The organism is Spirosoma litoris (assembly GCF_054776755.1).
The window spans coordinates 701,528-717,806 of the sequence record NZ_BAAHBI010000010.1 but is presented as its reverse complement, the minus strand read 5'-3'; the positions used below and the strand labels follow the sequence as shown (position 1 = coordinate 717,806).

Here is a 16,279-nt window from a genome sequence, read left to right as displayed (position 1 = left end):
TGATGCTTCGGTAAATTTCTGACTTACCATGATGAAGACTTCTCACTTTAGGGAGCATTTTGTGAGAATATCAACACCGACGGACAACCAAATGGTAAACTAATCTGGTAGTGGACGGCCTGATGAACCGTGCTAGCTCATTTGTTCCTAGCTGGCACTTACATAGCTAATTTCTATTCTCACAGACCCTTCTTGATTAAGTCTAACGTAAACAATAGCGGTCTGTCGAGGCCACCCTGAAGATCGTTCACGCTTTCCTCAATTGGATAGTCAGGCATCGTACCCCGGCCAATGGGTTCGACAGGATGGACATGGTTGACATACTTCTGTAAGGGAAGGCTAATTTTGAAACTAAACGGAGCCACTTTGGCTGTGACCAGCATCCCACTGGTGTTACCCTGGTAGCCCCCACCGGTTTCCTCCCCAATAAAGACCGCTTTTTTATTCGATGCCAACACGGCCGCAACGTCTCCACAGGAGGACATACAAAAACCATTGATCAAGATATAGGTCCTGCCAGAATAAGCGTTTTTAGCGGGTCGCTGCTGTTGATAAAAGTCGAATGCCCTGGTGTGACGGGCACCCGGCCAAATCCAGACCCCATCCTGCTGAATAGGTTTTTTATAAAACGTTTTCAAGACTAGTCCTTTGATCTGTTTTGAAAATCGCTCCGTCACTTCAATCCGATCCCAATACCGAAAAGGTTGGTTAAAGAAGTATCTGGTAAAGTAGGCGGCATTAGGATCAGTCCCCCCTGTATTATTGCGCAAATCAACGATTAGGTTTTGAATCTTCCCTTGCTTTAATGCCTTGAAGGCTTGATCAATGAAGGCTTTAAAATCCTGCTTACCTCGTTTGATCGCTGTTTGGGCAAATGAATGAATGGTTAAAATCCCCACATTCCCCTCAATGGTGAACGCCAACTGCTTGGCAGGGCTAGGCTCCCTCAAAAAACCATCTCGGGCCAGGGAATCAACTGTAGTTCCTTTCAGTTGGCATCTTTTTAAGATACCCTTTTGCTTGGTAACAAGCGTAAAGGTTTCTGTCGGGTCAATAAGCCGATACCAGGTAGGAAACTGATAAAGTAAAGCCCGGTATTTGAGCGTCAAGTTGTAGCCGTCTGATGGAATGAACGAAAAGAGTTCCTCCTTGATTTTGGCTATACTTCGCCCATTAATACTCAGCACTTCATCGCCACTGAGAATGGACTGATCGTCGGAGTAGTTTTTAACGACAAACGCTTTAGTATCCACAAAATAGAGTTGAAGTGGCAGTAGATTGGCTTGCTGATTGAGGAAGGCGTTGTCTTGGTTGGACAAGGCTATTCCCGTATGAAGACAATGAATCTTGGCCATAAGGGGCTTTAGCTTACCGTAAACGGCAAACTCGGAGAGTGAATCCTGAATGGTTGCTGTCAGTGAATCAATATACTGGGTAAATTCCTCCTTAGTTGTATACCGGTAAAAGCCGGGATGGTTCAGGCTGAGTTCTTTGGTGAGTTGCTGAATGAGCTGTTTAACGGTATCAGCCGGAAAAAGTCGATGCATTACGGATGGAGGGATTTGAGGGGTAGCCTTATCCAGGCTTTGACCGGCTAATACGATTGGGTTTTGAGCGTTAGCTAACCCAACCAGTAGTATAAAGGCCAACATAAGGAATCGTTTCATAGCATGAAGATGGATGTAGAGCGACAAGGTTAACCGCCTGTGGATGAGTACAACCTGTTTGCGCTTGTTTCCTATAGTAATGCCTGATTTTCCACTAGGGTTGTCTGCCAGAGCTGGCCTTAATAACTTTTAACGGATGCAGTAAAGATTAAGAGTCTCTTCTACAGCCCCATGAAGCCGCATGTTTATGATAACTATTCCAATCGTCTCAGGTAGGAGGGTTTAAAGAGACGGCTTAACGCGCGTCCATTTCTGTGAAGCTTTGCTGAGTTTCACTGTGCCAATCATCGACATTATTGGCACGAGGTAGTTTTCATCCTGAGCCAAACGTTACTACCTTGAATATAGCTGCGCAAATCCTAAAGTGAGTGTCAGACATGTTCTTCTCGCAGGTCATTTAGGCAAGCCAACTTTTAAGTTTCTCAAGAACGGATAAAGGATAACCAACCCAAAGTAAAAAGATTGGTATTTGCAGCAACACAAATTCAATGAATCCACCTTTATAATCTCGTATCGCTAAAAAGCATAGTATTGTAAATAATGAATTCAAAATCATCAAGGCCCCTGCCGGTTTGAACGTTTGAGGAAACAGGAGAAGTATACCACTGAGTCCTAACGCCAATGCCCAGAGTTGTATGCCCCAAAGAGGAAGATTGACTTTGTTGTAGAGCGCTACTGTTTCCGGTTTTACTAATCCAACAAATAAGTAGTTGAGCGATGCGATGACACTGACCAGCATCAATACGGTGCTTATTAACTTCATCATTGATCAACGTTAACACAACTTAGACTTTAGTAGGTTTTACTTTGGTCAGCTTGAACATCCGTTTGTTCATCGCCACTCTCCAGCTGAAGGGAATAAATCGGGTGATAATCCGGTCAACGATAATGGCATCCATCGCCAAGTTGTATTTGAATTTTGGCTCTTTAACGTCTACTATCTGATGCAGTTTTTTGGCTATATCCTCGGCGGTTGGTAAGAACTTTGACTGGCGGGCGCTCTCGCTGATGGTTTCATAATGGTCGAAGTAAGGTTTATAAAACAGTTGCCCCTCCTTGCCAAACTCCTGTAAGCTTTGAACGACATCTTCGGTTGCTTTTTTGAGGAATACAGTGTTAGTAACACCTGGTGAAGCCAGCACCACATGAATATCAAGCAATCCTAAGTCGTAGTACATGGATTCTGACATACCAACGAGCGCAGCTTTTGATGCGTTATAGAAAGGAATAAAAGGCTGGCCTAGATAGCCTGCCCATGACGCGATATTAACAACTCTCGCTTTTACCTCGTTACGGACATTATGCTTTTTCAGCAGGGGGATAAACGTCTGCGTGATTTTGTAAGGCGCCATAACGTTTACTTCCATCACCTGTCGCGCTCGTTTTTCATCAGCAAATTCAAATGGAGCCGTGTAGGTAGCTCCTGCATTGTTGATGATGGCGTAGAGGCCGTTCTCCCCAACGATGCTGGCTACTTCCTGGAACGCATGATCAATAGCAGCCGTGTTGGTTACATCCAGTTTTATAGGATGCACATGCGGCATCGCTCTGAGTTTGTCTTCATCGTTGCTACTCCGGTAAGTAGCAAAGACTTGGTAACCGTGTTGGCTGAATAGATAGGTGCTAGCCAGGCCTATACCGGACGATGCGCCTGTGATTAAGATTGATTTTTTCATTTCTTTTTTGTTTTGCTGATACAAAGGTCAGGACAGTCTTTGGAACAGCACTTACAAAAAAAGTCCAAATGTAAGTGGGCTACAGCTGGCTTGGCGAAGTACCTTTAATTTTCTTAAAAGCTGCCGAAAAATGAGATAACTCATGAAAACCTAGCATAAAATAAATCTCTGACGCTTTCATTTTCTTTATTCGCATCAATTCTTCGGCGTAATCGATTTTTCTCCTGAGGAGCCATTGGTGTGGGCTTGTTTTAAAAACGGCGGCAAAATCTCTTTTGAATGCAGAAAGGCTTCGTCCCGTCAATTTAGCCAGTTCACTTACTGAATAATTATATATCGCGGTATGAATCATGAATTCGTATAGGTCGATTTTTACCGGCTTGCTGTTTAGGACAATAACTTGAAGAAGGTCTTTATTGTAGTGCGCTAAGTAATGAAGGGCTACGAAAGTTTTCTCTCGAATGTCAGCGGGATTAAGCTGTTTGGCATCAAAAAGTGGCAACAACGATTCGCAGAAATCTTTCAACTTCTCCTGTTGCCCCAGATGAATGATTTCCATTCTGGGATCCTCAAAAGTATACTTGCCTTTTGGTGATAATTTAACAAACTCGGTCACAAAATCTGGAAACAGATAGAAAATGATTGACTTAAAATCTTGTCCATCTTCACTTCTGAATTTTTGGATGTCGAGTTTGCTATGCTGCTTGATGAAGACAATTTCGCCTTTTTTGATCGTTAACTTATTTCCATTTAGAAAGAGGATTGCCATACCCGATTCAACGAAGTACAAGGAGTTGGCAGCAAAGTAAACATCTGAAAAAAATTCCTCCTGACACACCTGCGTAAAAGCAAGTTTTATGCTGCCAAAATCAAGATGTTTATAAGTTGATATGGATTCCCGGATTAGCATTTGACTGGAACATACTGCCCATTAGCAGCTCACGAGTTCTTATTGACAAAGATGCCTTTAGAATGATAAAGTAACTAATCAAAGTTACCCATGTGTTACTCAGCTTTCGATCAATAAGTTGGGCAATTGGGCTATCTGATGTGTCTCCTTAAATGCCCTATTCTTGGATACACCCTCGTCTCAGTGGGAAGCCTTTTGGGAGAAAAGCGCTACTCCAAAAGTTTAGAAGTGCGAACTTAAAATCTCACCGCTTTCTAGCTCCAAGGACGCACACACCTTGGTTATACCAGGGCCTGTTCGCGGGCCAGCCGTTGATACTTCGCAATGACTGCCTCTTGCCCAGCCTGAATTTCTTCCCGCAAGCCAGCCTCGACAACAGTAGAGCCATGCTTGCTTCCCCACAACGTGAGCGCCATAAGAATGGGGATGGTATCAATCCCTTTTTCGGTCAGCCGGTAGGTGAACTTCGACTTCTTATCAGCGGCCACCGCTTTGGTTAAGATCCCCTGCGACTCCAGCAACGCCAGCCGGTCGGCCAGAATGTTAGTCGCTATTTTCTCCTCCGACTGCAGAAATTGCCCATACGTCGACTTGCCCGAAAACACCATGTCCCGCAGAATGAGCAGGCTCCATTTGTCCCCCAGCACATCGAGTGATGTGCTAATAGGGCAAGTCGAACGCTGTTTTAGCTCCTTCATAAAAATCAATATATATTAACTTGCCTTTTGCAAGTATTTTCTCTTACCTTTGCACTTGCAAATTACAAGCAAATGTACACCGTTTTTTATTGATTCGTACCATGATTCTTGTCACGGGAGCCACCGGTGGGTTAGGCCACCAAACCATCGATTATTTGCTCACTTCTACTCCGGCCGCCCAAATTGCCGCTCTGGTGCGCGATATCAACAAAGCCACTGACCTTTTGGAGCGGGGCATAGACGTGCGGCAAGCCGACTACTTCGACTACCCCGCCCTGGTAGAAGCCTTTCAGGGCGTCGAGAAACTACTGCTGGTTTCGGCTGTAGCCTTTACCGACCGGGTACACCAGCACCAGAACGTCATCGATGCGGCTAAGCAAGCTGGGGTGAAGCACCTGTTTTACACCAGCATCCAGCGCGGCAGTGATTTTGTCATGCCCCAGGTGACCGAAAGCGACCTGGCCACGGAAGCTTATCTCAAAGCGTCTGGCCTTACCTACACCATTCTCAAAAACGGCTACTACTTTGAAGGACTTAGGTATCTGATTGGCAGCGAGGTGCCGGATACCGAGATCCGTTTCCCGGCGGGCGAGGGCCAGATCGCGTTCGTCAAGCGGAGCGACCTGGCCGCTGCCACGGCCGCCCTGCTGATGGGCGAAGGGCATGAGGACCAGGCGTATACCCTGTCGGGCAGCGAAGCCTATTCGTTTGCCGATATCGCTCGGGAATTCTCCGCGTTAGCGGGCCGGCCCATCGCTTACAAAAATATCGAGGAGGCTCCCTACATCGCCCAGAAAGTGGTCGCTGGCTTTCCCGAAATAGTCGCCACCTTCTTGGCTCAGTGGGGTGCAGCCGCCCAACATGGCATGCTGGCTGAGACGAGTGATACCCTCGAGCGAGTGCTGGGCCGCAAGCCAACCTCGCTGGGAGAGTACTTGAAAGCGACTTATTTCTGGGTTAGCTAACCGCTTTCAGTGGTTTCCACTATTTATGCGTCCATTCATCCATGAATGGACGCATAAATTTTCCATCGTCTCACTTATGAGCCTTTTCAGAGACTGTATCATGGTTGGTATGAAACGCCTGATTCCTTTCCTCATTTAGTCTTAAGTTGTTCTGCCAGCCCGATGAGCAATCCTTCAGGCCCGCGGATATAACATAGCCGATAGGATTCCTCATACTGGACCACTTCGCCTACCAACTGGGCGCCCAGCTTTTGGAGTCTGTCAAGCATCTGGTCGATCTCAGCCACGGCGAACATGACCCGTAAATAGCCCAGCGCATTCACTGGATCCTTCCGGTGATCTGCCACCACAGGCGGGGTAAGAAACTGCGAGAGTTCAAGTCGACTGTGGCCATCGGGTGTGACCATCATAGCAATCTCCACGCTCTGATTGCCCAGACCAGTGACCCGCCCGGCCCATTCGCCTTCGACCCTAGATCGTCCTTCGAGTTTGAGGCCAAGTTCGGTGAAAAAGGAGATGGTTTCATCGAGGGATTCGACCACGATGCCAACATTATCCATTCGGATTAATTCATTTTTTGTCATTGGTCTAGCTGCTTTTGCCTAAAACGCCATAATCGATTCGGCATTGGGATTCATACGGATTTAATATCATTGGCGACAAGGGTGAGGTCATTATTCAATTGATGGCCACCGGCGGGTATTTCGCGGAAAGTGGCCCAGGGGAGATTTTGTCGATATAAGGCAAGGTGGGCAACCGGTACTTGCTCATCATCTTGGCTGTGGTAAAAGAAAATAGGAACGTCTTGGGATAACCTATCCGCAAAATTTGGGGGTAACTTAAACTCCTCCTTCCACTCTTCATCCCCACTCCAAAACGGAGTAGCAATGAGAAAAATAGCCTTTACTTGTTGCTTGACTTCGTTTTGAGAAACGTATTTCAACAGCATGGAAGCGCCAAAGGAGTGTCCAACGACAATAGGCGCTCCTTGAATCCGCGAGATTTCTTGGCCAATCTGCTTAATCCTGCCAAAGTCCGGGACGGACTCATTGGGTAAATGGGGGTAATGCAATTCATAGGCTTCACCTAACTGCTGCTGCAAGGAATCAACCAGGTTTTTATCGACATCATAGTCTTCTTGACTTCCTCCCCCTTGAATAAATAGCACTTGGCGGTTGATTGGGCTCATAGCTGCTAACTATCAAATTAGTATCGAACAAAGGTAAAGCCCCCTTGTTTTTATCGTCAAGGGTATTTGCGTCAATGTGAAAGGTGGTTTGCGACTAATTGCCTTACCTAATTGGTATTGAAATGGAGCAATTTGTGAGACAACCGGAATAGAGGGGTTTAAATAATCGTGGAAGCAACTTATTCATTTTTTGATTGTCATTGGATCGACTATTGTATAACTCTGCTTCGCTGATGAAAATAATTTTTACTTGTCTGATCTGTTTCTGGAGCTTTTCCATCTTTGCTAATTCATTGGCTACATACACAGATCGTAAAAAGACCATTCTCCTACAGTATGAGGTCCAATCGCAAGATCAGTTGACCATCAATAATAAATTTGGTCAAGTCAAGATCGAACTCTGGAAAAAACCGGAAATTCAGATTACGGTCCGAATACGAGCCCATTCAACTGATCAACATGCGGTTGATCAGTTGCTAAATGCAGTAACTATCAATGAGCAAAGGGAGGGAAATCAGCTTATGATCAATACAGCTATTGAGCCCCTGGATGGTTTGACTCCATACATTGGTTTTACGGGGAAAGACAGTATTTTAAGTAGCTATTTACAGATAGATTATACAATCTTAATGCCTATTGAGAACAGGCTAACCTTGACAAACCAATTTGGCAATGTCCATATTCCTCATTTCAAAGCTCCTTTAACCGTATTCCTTCAAAACGGAAACTTTACTGCTAACTCATTAACTGATAGTGAAATAGCCGCAAAAGTAGTCTATGGAAATGCTGACATCAAAAAGATGACCGATGGGGAAGTGGACGTCGCCTACGGAAATTTAGCAGTTAAAACAGCAAACAGGGTAAAGCTCAATAACAAAATGGGGAAATTTTGGCTAGGGAAAGCAACCGACCTGACGACAACGTCCAGCTATTCAGAGATGGAAATTGGGTCGGTTCATCAGTCAGCATTGATGACGATTAGGTTCTCACAACGATTCCATATGGATCAGTTGCCCGAAAGTTTATTAAACTTAGATATGGCTTTATCGTATTCATCAGTTGTATTGCCTCTCACTCGGAAAGCGAATTATAACTTCGATGTGAATATGAAGTATAGTAGCTTTTCCTATCCATCGAATAGCTCAGTTCTCATCCAAAGTCAATCGACTGACGCTAGTTCGGTCAAACGTTACTCAGGTATAGTCGGCCAAGGCACAGGCACGAAGCTACAGCTGGTGGGTGACTTTAGCTCGATTGGCTTTAAATAATAGCCTGTAGCTGGCCGTTTTAGTAATTGACTTAAAGGAATGGATATAATCACACTCATCGATTTATTGTTGCAAATCCTGCTCGTTAAACTAATGAAGGGATCGCCACGTTATGCCCTTAGAAACGAGCGACGACAGTAGGCGGTTCATACGTTTTCAAAAATGGATACTCCACCTTGACGATATTGCTTAGCCTTGCCATTTCTACTATCCCCTAAGGAAATAATGGCGGTTGATATTGCATCAAATGCCCGAATCAAAAGTACGCCAATCTCTCATCGTCTCAAGTGGGCGGGTTTTCTGAGAATCGGGATTACGCCAATCCTACGCTGTTGTGGCCCTTGTTGGGCAAATTGGTTAGCAATGGTGTCAGTTCGACCAGATCCACCGGGACCACCTCCGAACGAATACAGGACATTCAACTAAGCGAATCCAGACTGCTTTATAAAACGCCCATTTATTGAAGCAGATGGATGAAGATTCTATCGTCTCAAGTGGGGGCAATACATGATACAGATATAATCTGAAGATGTCATGCTTTGACTATACATAGAGGCTGTGGCTGTGGCTAAAGGCAGAGCTCTCCCCTTCAAGGGTACACTTCTAAAAATGTCAATTCCGGATGAAACTAAAACTCTGCCTGCTTGCTATTAGTGGCTTATTGAGTACTCAAGCCCTGCTCGCTCAAGTACAGCTGGGGGTCAAAGCGGGAGTAAACTTAGCCACCCTTAAGTTTGATAACCCCACCTTAAACGCGACTCAGCAGGCGCGAACCGATTTTCAGGGTGGCTTTTTAGTCGATGTGCCCATAACGACTAGCTTCTCCCTTCAGCCTGCCTTACTAATTAGTACCAAAGGAACTCAGATCAATACGTTCGCGATTGACAGCAGTCGAAACCCGATTGCTACACCCATTACCAACTCGATTAAACTGCTCTATGTCGAGTTACCAGTACTCGCCCTGTTTCACTTTGACGTCAGCTCATCCTTGCGCCTTTATGGGGGTTTAGGGCCCTACCTGGGCTTGGGAATAGGTGGCCGCATTAGTTCCACATTTGTGCCAATAGGCGAGCGTGAAGTCGTATTCGGATCGGGGAGCGTGGGCAGTAATAGCTTTAGGCGATTTGATTATGGAGTAAGTGGCGCTGCGGGTCTAGAATGGCATCGGTTGATGGCGGGGGTTACCTATGGCTATGGGCTAGCTGATTTGGGTAGCGCCCTGGCCAAATCGTTTCATCGTCCGATCGGTATAAGTGTGTTTTTTTGGTTGAGTCGAAGATCTTCCAATCAGGGTTCAGAAACTCGTTGATTGGCAGTCCGTCCGTATCCGCTGCGTTTGAGTTGGTTTTAGATGTTCTTACTTATAAAACGGACCATCTGCTACCGATTTCGTGTACATAGAACCCTACTAATTGAGCCCATTAGGCCTACAACTGGGTAGATATTAAAACCAGGGTATTTTGAGATTAAGCACCTAGGAGCCTCAGTAGATTAGGCTTACTAAAAGCCTCAGCCTAAAAATCAATCTGGTCTTTTTCGGCTACAATAAAGCAAAATCAGGCTACAGCTATCAGCTCGCATACCCTGACATTTGCCCTATAAAAAGCCAGAGCCATGAACATTACTATAACCGGATCGCTCGGTAACATCAGCAAACCCTTGGCTACCCAACTCATCGCCAACGGACACCAGATAACTATTATTAGTAGCAAGCCTGACAAGCAAAAAACCATTGAACAACTCGGTGCCAAAGCCGCTATTGGCAACTTAGAAGATGCCTCTTTTCTGATCAGTGCCTTCACGGGGGCCGATGCCGTGTATTGCATGATCCCATTTGATTTTGCTGCTACCGACCAGAAGGCGTATTTTCAAAAAATAGCCAACAATTATGTGCAGGCGATAAACCAAACGAGTGTACAAAAAGTGGTGTTGTTAACGGGCTGGGCAGCCGGTGTTACTGGTTCCTTTGAAGCCACTCGGTTGGCCGACCAATTAAGCCATGTGGCCTTGACCGAACTGCGTCCCAGTGTGTTTTACAGCAACTTTTACGCCTATATCCCGATGATAAAAAAGCAAGGGGCTATCCTAGGAAACTACGGTTGTAATGACCCAATTGCGATTGTTGCCCCAGAAGACATTGCCGCTGCGGCAGCGGAAGTACTAACGGATTCATCTACTGAAAACAGAGTCCGCTATGTAGCTAGTGAAGAACTTACCTGTAACCAAGTGGCCGCCATATTGGGCGAAGCGATTGGTAAGCCTGACCTGCAATGGATCATCATTCCCGATGAAGTGTTGCGAAATGGCTTACTACAAATGGGCCTGCCTCCACAATTAGCGGATGAATTGGTAAACATGCAGGCAGCCATACATAGTGGTGTGGTGTACCAAAACTACCTTCGCCACCAACCCGTTTTAGGGAAAACAAAACTGAAGGATTTTGCGAAGGACTTTGCAAAAGCCTATCATCAACAGTAATAGATTACAACCGATATGAGCCAGCCAATCCGGGTCAAAAGCATCCAGGAATTTCACCAGCGCAGAGGCTTGCCTCCATCGGCGCATCCCCTGATAAGCGTGGTCAATATTAAAGACATAACGATCGTACCTGATCGGTTGAGCATTAACGACTTCTACTGCATTTCTATGAAACGCATCCCTGACGCCCGATACCGCTATGGCCAGCAGGTCTATGATTTCACGGGAGGTATTTTGTTTTTCACGACGCCAGGTCAGGTGATTGGGTTTGAAATAGATAAACTGCCTGCTGATCCAACGGGCTGGTTGCTGCTGATTCATCCTGATTTTTTGTGGGGCACCCCGTTGGCAAGAACCATAAAGCAGTATGAATTTTTTGACTACCGTGCAGATGAAGCGTTATTTCTCTCCGAAAAAGAGGAGACGACTGTTGACGGTATTATTTCTCAGATCAGTCAGGAGTATCAGGCAAACATTGATCCTTATAGTCAGGGGATTATCCTAGCACAAATCGAGTTGTTGCTCAACTACGCCGAGCGATTCTACAATCGCCAGTTTATCACGCGCAAGATCAGTAACCATCAGCTACTTGAACGGCTGGACACTCTGCTCAGTGACTATTTCAGCAGTGAGAAGATTACGCTTAAAGGCTTGCCTACCGTGCAGTCGATATGTGATAAGCTCAACATATCGGTAAGCTACCTGAGTCGTGTGCTGAAACAGCTAACCGGACAAAGCACTCAGCAGCACATCCACGGAAAGCTGATTGAGAAGGCGAAAGAAAAACTGTCCACTACCGACCTATCGGTGAGCGAGATTGCCTTTAGTTTAGGCTTCGAGCATCCGCAATCGTTCAGTAAACTTTTCAAAGCAAAAACAAATACCACCCCGCTCAGCTTCAGAGCCTCATTTAATTAAACAAGCAGTTGTAGGTTGGTGTATTGCCGGGGCACAGAACGCCTATTTACGCACAGTCAAAATCTCCTTGTCTCGGATAGGAGCGTTTAAGGAGAATTTGTAAATCCTCGTAACAGGATTTTATTGAGAAGAAAGCAGGTCAAGTTAAGTCATGCACCTCATCCATTACTTCTTCTCAAGAACCTGTTTCATCAACTTTTCTAACTGGTCAATTCTAGCTTGCTGCTGTTGTTTTTCCGCTTGGAACTGGTGCTTGATGGTCTGATTTTCGTTCGCCAGTTGAATACTATATAAGGTTAATTCTTCTATTTTTTCCAGTAGGAGCGAATTCATCTTCACCAAATCAACCCCTTCTTTAGCTACCTGCTCTGCCGAAGGAACACCCGGTAAATACCCATGCTGATTAATATAAGCAGCCACCGATGACAAGGAACGAAGCTGGTAAGTAGGGCTGAACACTTTGTCACTCCACTCCTTCACATTGTTGATACGAAGTTGATAGCGGGCTTTGATCACATCGCCCCGTTCATTGACCGTCAAGAACTGATCAGTGGAGCGGGTGGGTTGACTCCGTGCTGTCAGGTTGGTGAGCCGAAGGCCGCTGACATCATCGGTTTGGCTGACCACTTCGAGCCGGGCGCTGGGGGTACTTGTCCCAATGCCGACATTAGCCTGATTTCCCAGCACAACCGCGTTGCTAATGGCTACCGTTGCTCGATAGCCGATAGCCGTAGCATTATGTAAAGCTAATCCATCGCTATCGGCCGTTAAAGCATCGGTTTGGCTACCAATCAATGTGTTCTGACTGCCCTGGTCATGCTGCCCGGTATGATAACCAATAAATACATTGTCGTCGGCATTAACCGAAGCTGGGCCCGCCTGATTCCCGATGATAGTGTTGTGCGAGCCGGTAGAAATGGTGCGACCCGCGTTGACGCCAAAGAAGGTATTACTTCGACCTGAGCTAGTTTGATAACCTGCCTGATAGCCCACAAAGGTATTGGAGTCGGCAACGGCATTGAAGCCACTTTGATAGCCAATATACGTGCTGAGTTGCCCATTAACATTGGTATAACCCGCTTTAGAACCGACGAAAAGGCTACTTGATACGGCGGAATGGTATCCGGCTGAATCACCAATAGCTACATTATTATGACCAGTTGTATTCGAATAACCTGACTCTTTGCCTATGTATACATTACTATATCCGGTCGTATTCAAATTTCCTGCCGAAACACCGATAAAGACACTATGGCTACCGGTTGTGCTGTTATAGCCCGCTGAATAACCCATAAAGACATTATAATTGCCTGCTGAGTTATAAAAACCAGTATGATAGCCCATCATGGAATTGTAATTACCGGTTGTATTCCGATTGCCTGCATCCGTTCCGACAAACGCGTTATACGCACCCGATGTGTTCGAATTTCCCGCCGTAGAGCCAATAAAGGCGTTATGATGGCCCGTTGTATTATGGCTTCCGGCATTGTCTCCAACGAAGGAATTGTACGAGCCTGAACTATTTTGAAAACCGGCAGAATTACCCAGAAAAGCGTTGTTGGTTCCCGTCGTGTTGAAGTACCCAGCCGATGAGCCTATAAAAGCATTATAGCCTCCTGATGTGTTCGAGTTACCCGCAAAATTGCCAATGAAAATATTACTCGTGCCTGATGTGTTGGAATAGCCAGCGCTGGCACCTACAAACGTATTCTGCGCCCCCCCATCATTATAATAACCGGACTTATCGCCTAAAAAGACGTTCAGTCCACCGGTCGTATTGGCCTGACCTGCTTCAAATCCCAAAAAGACATTATCGCTTCCCGTTGTGTTTAAACTCCCTGAGCCAGCGCCAATAAAAGCGTTATTAATGCCAGTCGTATTGGCATTTCCTGCTAGAGCGCCAACAAACGTATTGGCCACACCAGTCGTATTCGCCTGTCCTCCACCGATAAACGCATTATTAGCACCTGTTGTGTTGGACTGTCCTGCACCAGAACCTATAAAGACATTACCTTGGCCCGAGGTATTTGATTTGCCTGCATTCGCGCCAAAAAAAGCATTACCTGAACCTGACGTATTCGCATAGCCAGCATTATAACCCATAAAAGTATTATAGGTTCCAGTAACTACATTGGCCCCTGCGGCATAAGGTCCCACGAACGTATTCCCAAAAACTGGGGTAGCGGAGTTGGGCGTTGTGACGACATAATTCTGGGCATGACTTAAACCCCAATTACCGGACAAGGCACTCATCAGACATACTATCAGACTCCTTCGAGATGGTGACCAGCAGGGTAATAGCTTCAACTTCATACGTGACGTTCAATAGATTTGTGGAAAGTTAGTCATCTATTGTATGGCAGGTTCAGTTAATCGACCAACGGCTAAATTTTAGGTTAAGATGTACAGAAAAATCGACTAATGCCGTTTGTCGACGACAAACCAAAAGGAACAGGGAATGTCGCTCAGCCCAATTAAGTCCTTTTGGTTTACTAATTGATTGGATCTTGTTCATGTTAGTCCATTAATTTACTGTAAAAGTTAATGGACTTCCGCTAAAAATTCGCTCAATACTACCTGTTTGTTATCGACCGAATTCGCTATGAACTAGCTTATACAAGATGTATCTGATAATACCAGGGTTAAATTAGAAAACGGATCTATCCACTTGGTCGTGCCTATTGCTTATTGAGCCTCTTGCTGATAAGCTGTTTTAGGTCTTCAATTTCCTTCTTGTGCTGCTTTTCTAATTGGTCAATTCGGGCTTCTTGGTGCTGATTGGTCCTTTCCAACTGGATACTATACAAGGTCAGCTCCTCCACTTTCTCCAGTAGGGTCGCATTCATCTTCACCAGATCAATTCCTTCTTTGGCTACCTGCTCGGCTGAGGGAACACCAGGTAAATGTTGATGACTTTGTACAAAACTGGCTACTTCAATCAGGGGGCGAAGGCTATAGTCAGAACTAAACACTTTATCACTCCATACGGAGGGGTCAGTGATTCGAAGCTGATAACGCGCTTTTACCACTTCACCCGTTTCACTGACAGTCAGGAATTGATCGGTAGTTCGGGTAGTTGGGCTGGCAGTGGTTAGATTCGTTAAGGTTAAACCACTGCTGTTTGTTGACTGACTGAGCACTTCTAAGCGGTTGGTAGGAGCAGACGTACCAATCCCTACATTAACCTGATTACCTAAAATGAGCGCATTACTGGCCGCGACCCGGCTATTGGCACCGATAGCGATGGCGTTTTGTAAGCCATCCTCGGCTTGGCTGTTGTAGCCCATTAATATATTATCATCACTGGTCGTAATGGCCGTTCCGGAATTAGGGCCGATGATGATATTATTATTGCCAATCGTATTGTATTGACCTGCCAGATAGCCTATAAAGGTGTTATTTACACCCGTCGTGTTGAAAAAGCCTGCTGAATAGCCGCTGAACACATTATTTCCACCGGTCGTGTTTGAATATCCGGCACCATTACCACAGAACATATTACTCCCACCGGTCGTGTTGAAATACCCTGCAACATAGCCGGTAAACACATTGCCATTACCTGATGTGTTATGATAACCTGCCTGAATGCCACTAAATACATTGGTACTACCCGTGGTATTTCTATAGCCCGCCTGATAACCTGTAAATACATTGCTACTACCCGTGGTGTTGGCATACCCGGCTTGTGCTCCTAGAAAGGAATTATAGCCCCCCGTGTCATTATTATAACCGGACTGATAGCCCAGATACAGATTCAGCCCACCGGTAGTATTTAAATATCCGGCTTTTTGCCCAACAAATGTATTCAAGCCCCCATCGGTATTGTAGTAACCGGTTAGACTGCCCACAAACACATTCCCATTACCGGTTGAATTGTATTGACCCGCTCCTGCGCCAATAAAGATATTGTCTGCGCCAGTGCTTAAGTCATGGCCGGCCGCATAACCAACAGCGGTATTTCGAGCCCCTGTGGTTACTGATTGGCCAGTAACTGGCCCTACCAACGTATTGAACGATCCACTGGTGCTGTTGTTGACCGAATTAACCACGTAATTATACTGAGCCTTTAGTAGAGTTGGCAGACAGACTAAATAAATCCCGACTAGCAGTTGACTGTTTTTCATAAGGATCATTTATTCAGATGGTTATGATCTTCTAATTGACAGATCAATCCCATAGAGTTCAAGAGTTTAATCTGATTTTAATCCTTGTTTTGAGTGAACGGCAAACGAACGAATTTCCTCTTTCGGCTAGTTTGAACAACACAAAAGGTTAATTCACCCAAGGCTAGGGTTTTCTTAGAAAGCAATTCGGTATTAGATCAATTGGTACTAGAAATGCGCTCAGTTAGCATTAAGAGCAGCCTCTACTGAAACCTCAATAGACTAGTAAACCAGTTATGCTAAACCCGACTGCTTTTGGCACTTGTCACCACTAGATTCCTGCTGATTTACCGTCTCTTTTATCGCCCTTTTTTTGAGATAGAGATGGTGGTTGTCATTAAAAGGAT

14 protein-coding genes are annotated in these 16,279 nt (G+C 45.4%); 5 read left to right on the top strand and 9 right to left on the bottom strand.

The genetic code is table 11. From position 1 onward, the window contains the following. Positions 1-179: 179 nt before the first annotated feature. The 5 genes from ACYVGR_RS09465 to ACYVGR_RS09445 form a co-directional block, all read right to left on the bottom strand. The gene (locus ACYVGR_RS09465; RefSeq protein ID WP_460955852.1) at positions 180-1,667 is read right to left on the bottom strand and encodes a S41 family peptidase; all 1,488 of its coding nucleotides are present in this window, start codon (positions 1,665-1,667) and stop codon (positions 180-182) included. 397 nt (positions 1,668-2,064) lie between these two features. Next, entirely contained in the window at positions 2,065-2,433 is a 369-nt protein-coding gene (locus tag ACYVGR_RS09460; protein ID WP_460955850.1) for a hypothetical protein, read from the bottom strand. A gap of 19 nt (positions 2,434-2,452) precedes the next feature. Further along, entirely contained in the window at positions 2,453-3,343 is an 891-nt protein-coding gene (locus tag ACYVGR_RS09455) for an SDR family NAD(P)-dependent oxidoreductase (RefSeq protein ID WP_460955848.1), read from the bottom strand. 79 nt (positions 3,344-3,422) lie between these two features. Beyond that, entirely contained in the window at positions 3,423-4,253 is an 831-nt protein-coding gene (locus ACYVGR_RS09450) for a helix-turn-helix domain-containing protein (RefSeq protein WP_460955846.1), read from the bottom strand. 281 nt (positions 4,254-4,534) lie between these two features. Continuing rightward, positions 4,535-4,951 carry a winged helix-turn-helix transcriptional regulator gene (locus ACYVGR_RS09445; protein WP_460955844.1) on the bottom strand — a complete coding sequence of 139 codons (417 nt, stop codon included), beginning with the start codon at positions 4,949-4,951 and terminating at the stop codon, positions 4,535-4,537. A gap of 101 nt (positions 4,952-5,052) precedes the next feature. On the opposite strand from ACYVGR_RS09445, the gene ACYVGR_RS09440 reads away from it, so the two are divergent. Further along, on the top strand, positions 5,053-5,916 hold the full coding sequence (locus ACYVGR_RS09440; RefSeq protein WP_460955843.1) for an SDR family oxidoreductase: 864 nt from the start codon (positions 5,053-5,055) through the stop codon (positions 5,914-5,916). Between the two features lie 131 nt (positions 5,917-6,047). Here the strand turns inward: ACYVGR_RS09440 and ACYVGR_RS09435 are convergent, their stop codons facing one another. Both ACYVGR_RS09435 and ACYVGR_RS09430 read right to left on the bottom strand, forming a co-directional pair. After that, positions 6,048-6,500, bottom strand: a complete 453-nt coding sequence (locus tag ACYVGR_RS09435; protein WP_460955841.1) for a VOC family protein — start codon at positions 6,498-6,500, stop codon at positions 6,048-6,050. Positions 6,501-6,550: 50 nt separating this feature from the next. Then, positions 6,551-7,105, bottom strand: coding sequence for an alpha/beta fold hydrolase (locus tag ACYVGR_RS09430; RefSeq protein WP_460955839.1), 555 nt, complete (start codon positions 7,103-7,105; stop codon positions 6,551-6,553). 233 nt (positions 7,106-7,338) lie between these two features. On the opposite strand from ACYVGR_RS09430, the gene ACYVGR_RS09425 reads away from it, so the two are divergent. The 4 genes from ACYVGR_RS09425 (at position 7,339) to ACYVGR_RS09410 (ending at position 11,769) form a co-directional block, all read left to right on the top strand. Beyond that, positions 7,339-8,373 (top strand): hypothetical protein, encoded by a 1,035-nt coding sequence (locus ACYVGR_RS09425; RefSeq protein WP_460955837.1) that lies wholly within the window; start codon positions 7,339-7,341, stop codon positions 8,371-8,373. 622 nt (positions 8,374-8,995) lie between these two features. Then, positions 8,996-9,682 carry a porin family protein gene (locus ACYVGR_RS09420; RefSeq protein WP_460955835.1) on the top strand — a complete coding sequence of 229 codons (687 nt, stop codon included), beginning with the start codon at positions 8,996-8,998 and terminating at the stop codon, positions 9,680-9,682. A gap of 305 nt (positions 9,683-9,987) precedes the next feature. Continuing rightward, entirely contained in the window at positions 9,988-10,851 is an 864-nt protein-coding gene (locus ACYVGR_RS09415) for an NmrA family NAD(P)-binding protein (protein WP_460955833.1), read from the top strand. Positions 10,852-10,866: 15 nt separating this feature from the next. Continuing rightward, a complete protein-coding gene (locus tag ACYVGR_RS09410; RefSeq protein ID WP_460955831.1) occupies positions 10,867-11,769 on the top strand; it encodes a helix-turn-helix domain-containing protein in 903 nt (300 codons plus the stop codon). A gap of 165 nt (positions 11,770-11,934) precedes the next feature. Here the strand turns inward: ACYVGR_RS09410 and ACYVGR_RS09405 are convergent, their stop codons facing one another. Continuing rightward, on the bottom strand, positions 11,935-14,022 hold the full coding sequence (locus ACYVGR_RS09405) for a beta strand repeat-containing protein (RefSeq protein ID WP_460955829.1): 2,088 nt from the start codon (positions 14,020-14,022) through the stop codon (positions 11,935-11,937). Positions 14,023-14,447: 425 nt separating this feature from the next. After that, a complete protein-coding gene (locus ACYVGR_RS09400; RefSeq protein WP_460955827.1) occupies positions 14,448-15,893 on the bottom strand; it encodes an autotransporter outer membrane beta-barrel domain-containing protein in 1,446 nt (481 codons plus the stop codon). Positions 15,894-16,279: the final 386 nt, after the last annotated feature.

Coding starts and splice junctions, on each gene's coding strand:
- ACYVGR_RS09465 (WP_460955852.1), bottom strand. CDS start 1,667: ATGAAACGATTCCTTATGTTGGCCTTTATACTACTGGTTGGGTTAGCT.
- ACYVGR_RS09460 (WP_460955850.1), bottom strand. CDS start 2,433: ATGATGAAGTTAATAAGCACCGTATTGATGCTGGTCAGTGTCATCGCA.
- ACYVGR_RS09455 (WP_460955848.1), bottom strand. CDS start 3,343: ATGAAAAAATCAATCTTAATCACAGGCGCATCGTCCGGTATAGGCCTG.
- ACYVGR_RS09450 (WP_460955846.1), bottom strand. CDS start 4,253: ATGCTAATCCGGGAATCCATATCAACTTATAAACATCTTGATTTTGGC.
- ACYVGR_RS09445 (WP_460955844.1), bottom strand. CDS start 4,951: ATGAAGGAGCTAAAACAGCGTTCGACTTGCCCTATTAGCACATCACTC.
- ACYVGR_RS09440 (WP_460955843.1), top strand. CDS start 5,053: ATGATTCTTGTCACGGGAGCCACCGGTGGGTTAGGCCACCAAACCATC.
- ACYVGR_RS09435 (WP_460955841.1), bottom strand. CDS start 6,500: ATGACAAAAAATGAATTAATCCGAATGGATAATGTTGGCATCGTGGTC.
- ACYVGR_RS09430 (WP_460955839.1), bottom strand. CDS start 7,105: ATGAGCCCAATCAACCGCCAAGTGCTATTTATTCAAGGGGGAGGAAGT.
- ACYVGR_RS09425 (WP_460955837.1), top strand. CDS start 7,339: ATGAAAATAATTTTTACTTGTCTGATCTGTTTCTGGAGCTTTTCCATC.
- ACYVGR_RS09420 (WP_460955835.1), top strand. CDS start 8,996: ATGAAACTAAAACTCTGCCTGCTTGCTATTAGTGGCTTATTGAGTACT.
- ACYVGR_RS09415 (WP_460955833.1), top strand. CDS start 9,988: ATGAACATTACTATAACCGGATCGCTCGGTAACATCAGCAAACCCTTG.
- ACYVGR_RS09410 (WP_460955831.1), top strand. CDS start 10,867: ATGAGCCAGCCAATCCGGGTCAAAAGCATCCAGGAATTTCACCAGCGC.
- ACYVGR_RS09405 (WP_460955829.1), bottom strand. CDS start 14,022: ATGAGTGCCTTGTCCGGTAATTGGGGTTTAAGTCATGCCCAGAATTAT.
- ACYVGR_RS09400 (WP_460955827.1), bottom strand. CDS start 15,893: ATGAAAAACAGTCAACTGCTAGTCGGGATTTATTTAGTCTGTCTGCCA.